This is a genomic window from bacterium (assembly GCA_036524115.1).
Taxonomy (GTDB): Bacteria; JAUVQV01; JAUVQV01; order JAUVQV01; family DATDCY01; genus DATDCY01.
In genome coordinates this window covers 1-3,203 of sequence record DATDCY010000267.1, presented here as the reverse complement: position 1 = coordinate 3,203, position 3,203 = coordinate 1, and the positions used below count along the sequence as shown (strand labels likewise).

Below are 3,203 nucleotides of genomic sequence, written 5' to 3'. Positions count from 1 at the left end.
CGGTAGCGGTAGACGAGGTGGCTGTCCGAGATCGCCTCGACGTGGAAGACCGGGTCGTGCACCCCGGCGAAGATGCGCGAGCGCAGCACCTCCTGGAGCGGGTCGCTCCACGGCAATGTGCCAAGGTAGCGCGCGTACATGCCAACATGATAGGTCTCCGACACCCGGGAGACAACCGCGGCGGCACACCGGCGGGCGGTCGGTTATACTGCCGTCGATGGCACAAAGAGCGCACCTGCCCCTCGCGGGCGTCGTCAGCCTCGGCTGCTCGAAGAACCTCGTCGACACCGAGTACCTCGTCGGCGGCCTCGGCGCCGGGGGCTGGGTGCTCGTCCCCGACCTGGAACGCGCCGACCTGCTGCTCGTGAACACCTGCGCCTTCATCGGCCCGGCCGTCGAGGAGTCGCACGAGGCGATCGCCGATGCCGTCCGCTGGAAGGGCCGTCGCGCGGGACGCACCGTCGTCGTCGCCGGCTGCATGGTCAACCGCTTCGGCGCCGAGTTGGCGGCCCGCTATCCGCAGGTCGATCTCTTCCTCTCGCCGAAGCAGATCCCGCGCCTGGGCGAGTGGCTGGCGCTCGCGCCGCCGCGGCCGCGACGGCTCGGCGGCCCCGGGCGCGCCTTCCTGCCGGCCGACGGCCTCGAGCGCTCGCTGACGACCGGGCCGTGGGCGTACCTGAAGATCTCGGACGGCTGCAGCAACTGCTGTCACTACTGCCTGATCCCCACGATCCGCGGGCCCCACGCCAGCCGCGCGCCGGCCGCGGTCCTCGAGGAGGCGCGCGCGCTGGTCGAGGCGGGCGCCCGCGAGCTGAACCTCGTCGGGCAGGACATCACGCGGTTCGGCGAGGGGCGGCGCATCGGGGGGCTGGTGCCGCTGGTGCGCGCCATCGCGGCGCTCCCCGGGGACTTCCGCGTCCGCCTGCTCTACCTCCACCCCGACCGCGTGGACGACGGGGTGATCGATCTCTTCGCCGACACGCCGAAGCTCTGCGCCTACCTGGACATCCCGATCCAGCACGCCAGCGGCAGGGTGCTGCGGGGGATGAACCGCCGCTACGGCCGGCGCGACCTGGAAAGGCTCTTCGGGCGCTTGCGCGCCCGCATCCCGGGCGTGGCCCTGCGCACGACCGTGATGGTCGGCTACCCCGGCGAGGGGCGGCGCGAGTTCGCGGAGCTGCTCGCGTTCCTGCGCGCGCACCCTTTCGAGAACCTCGGCGCCTTCGTCTTCTCGCCGCAGCCGGGGACCAAGGCGGCCGGCCTGCCGGGCGCGGCGCCGCGCGGCAAGGCCGAGGAGCGCTACCACGAGGTGATGACAACGCAGGCGGGCCTCGCGGCGCAACTCTGGGCGCGCCGGATCGGCGTGACGACCGAGGCGCTGCTGCTCGCACCGGAGCCCGGGCGCACCACGGTGTGGACCGCGCGCACGCCCTGGCAGGCGCCGGAGGTCGACGGCCGGATCCGCGTGCGGGGGCGCGGCGTCGCGGGCACCTGGGTGCCGGTGCGCGTGACCGGCGCCGGCGCGTACGACCTCGCCGGCGCGGTGCTCCCAGGCGGACGATCGCGCTCCTCCCGATGCCCACGCCCGTAGCCCACGCCGCCGCCGGCGCCGGCGTCGCCCTTATCGCGTCGCGGTGGCTGCCCGCGGCGCGCGCGCTGCCTGTGGTGGCCGCGGCGGCGCTCGCCGCGAACCTGCCGGACCTCGACTACCTGGCGCTCGTCGGCGGCCGTGCCGCCATGGAGCGCTTCCACCAGGGCCCGGCGCACTCCCTCGCGTTCATCGCGGCGGCGACGCTGCCGCTGACCCTCGTGCTGCGCCGCCGGCTCGGCCTCGCGTGGGCCTGGGCGCTGCTCGCGTGCGCCGGCCTCACGCACCTGCTGCTGGATCTCGTGGTGCTCGACGAGAAGCCCCCGGTCGGCTTCCCCTTCTTCTGGCCCCTCAGCGACGCGCGCTTCCACGCGCCGTTCGCCGTCTTCCCCGGGATCGACCGCGTGCACGTCCTCAGCATGCGGAATCTTCGCGAGCTGCTGGTCGAGCTGGCCCTGGGGATCCCCTTCCTGCTGCTGGCGCTGCGGCTTGGCCGTTCAGCCGGCGAGCGGGGCGCCCGATGAACGTCCTCGTGCTCGCGCCGCAGCCGTTCTACCGGGAGCGCGGGACGCCGATCGCCGTTCGCCTGCTCGCAGAGACCCTCTGCGCGCTCGGCCACGCCGTCGACCTGCTCGTGTACCACGAGGGCGAGGAGGTCTCCTTCCCGGGGCTGCGCCTGCTGCGGGCCGCGGCGCCGCCGTTGGTCCGGGACGTCCCCATCGGCTTCTCGGCGAAGAAGCTGGCCTGCGACGCGACGCTGAGCGCCGCCTTCCTGAAACTGGCGCGTCCCGGCCGCTACGACGTCGTGCACGCCGTCGAGGAGGCGGTCTTCCCGGCGGCCTGGCTGCGCCGTCGGCACGGAGCCGCAGTGGTCTGCGACATGGACTCCGACATGGTGGACCAGATCTGCGGCCGCTCGCGGCTGCGCCGGCCGCTGCGCCCGGCACTCGACGCGATCGTGCGGCGCACGCTGGGCGCCTGCGATCTCGTGCTCGCCGTCTGCCCGAGCCTCGCGGAGAAGGCGCGCGCCCTTGCGCCCGCGGTCCCGGTGCGCGTGCTCGAGGACATCCCGCTCGCCGAGGGGCCGGCCGCTCCTGTCGAGGACCTGCGGGCCCGGTACGGCGTGGCAGGGCCGCTGGCGCTGTATGTCGGCAACCTGGAGCCCTACCAGGGGATCGACCTGCTCACCGAGGCGCTGGCGTCGCTCGGCCCGGACGGGCCCGTGACGCTCGTCGTCATCGGGGGCGCCCCGGCGGACGTCGTCCGGTACGAGCGCGCGGCCGCGGTGCGGAGGCTTTCGGGTCGCGTGCGCTTTGCCGGGCCGCGCCCGGTGCGCGATCTCGGGTCGTACCTGGCGCAGGCGGACATCCTCGTCTCGCCGCGCACGCTCGGGGAGAACACGCCGATGAAGATCTATTCGTATCTCGGCGCCGGGCGCGCGATCCTCGCGACGGACATCGGCTCGCACACCCAGGCGCTGGACGACACGTGCGCCCGGCTCGTGCGCCCGGAGGCGGGGTGCCTCGCCGCGGGGCTCGTCCGCCTTGCAGGGGACGCCACGCTGCGCGAGCGCCTCGGGCGCGCCGGCGCCGCGCGCGCCGCCGAACGCTACTCC

General features: G+C 74.6%; 3 protein-coding genes. All 3 read left to right on the top strand.

Annotated features, from left to right (window positions below; genetic code table 11):
* Positions 1–217 precede the first annotated feature (217 nt).
* Entirely contained in the window at positions 218–1,591 is a 1,374-nt protein-coding gene (locus VI078_12855; protein HEY6000170.1) for a MiaB/RimO family radical SAM methylthiotransferase, read from the top strand.
* A complete protein-coding gene (locus VI078_12850; protein HEY6000169.1) occupies positions 1,576–2,112 on the top strand; it encodes a metal-dependent hydrolase in 537 nt (178 codons plus the stop codon). Before VI078_12855 ends, VI078_12850 begins: the two co-directional genes overlap by 16 nt.
* Positions 2,109–3,203: glycosyltransferase family 4 protein (locus tag VI078_12845; protein HEY6000168.1), on the top strand; the 1,095-nt coding region annotated here is incomplete at its 3' end. The genes VI078_12850 and VI078_12845, both read left to right, overlap by 4 nt.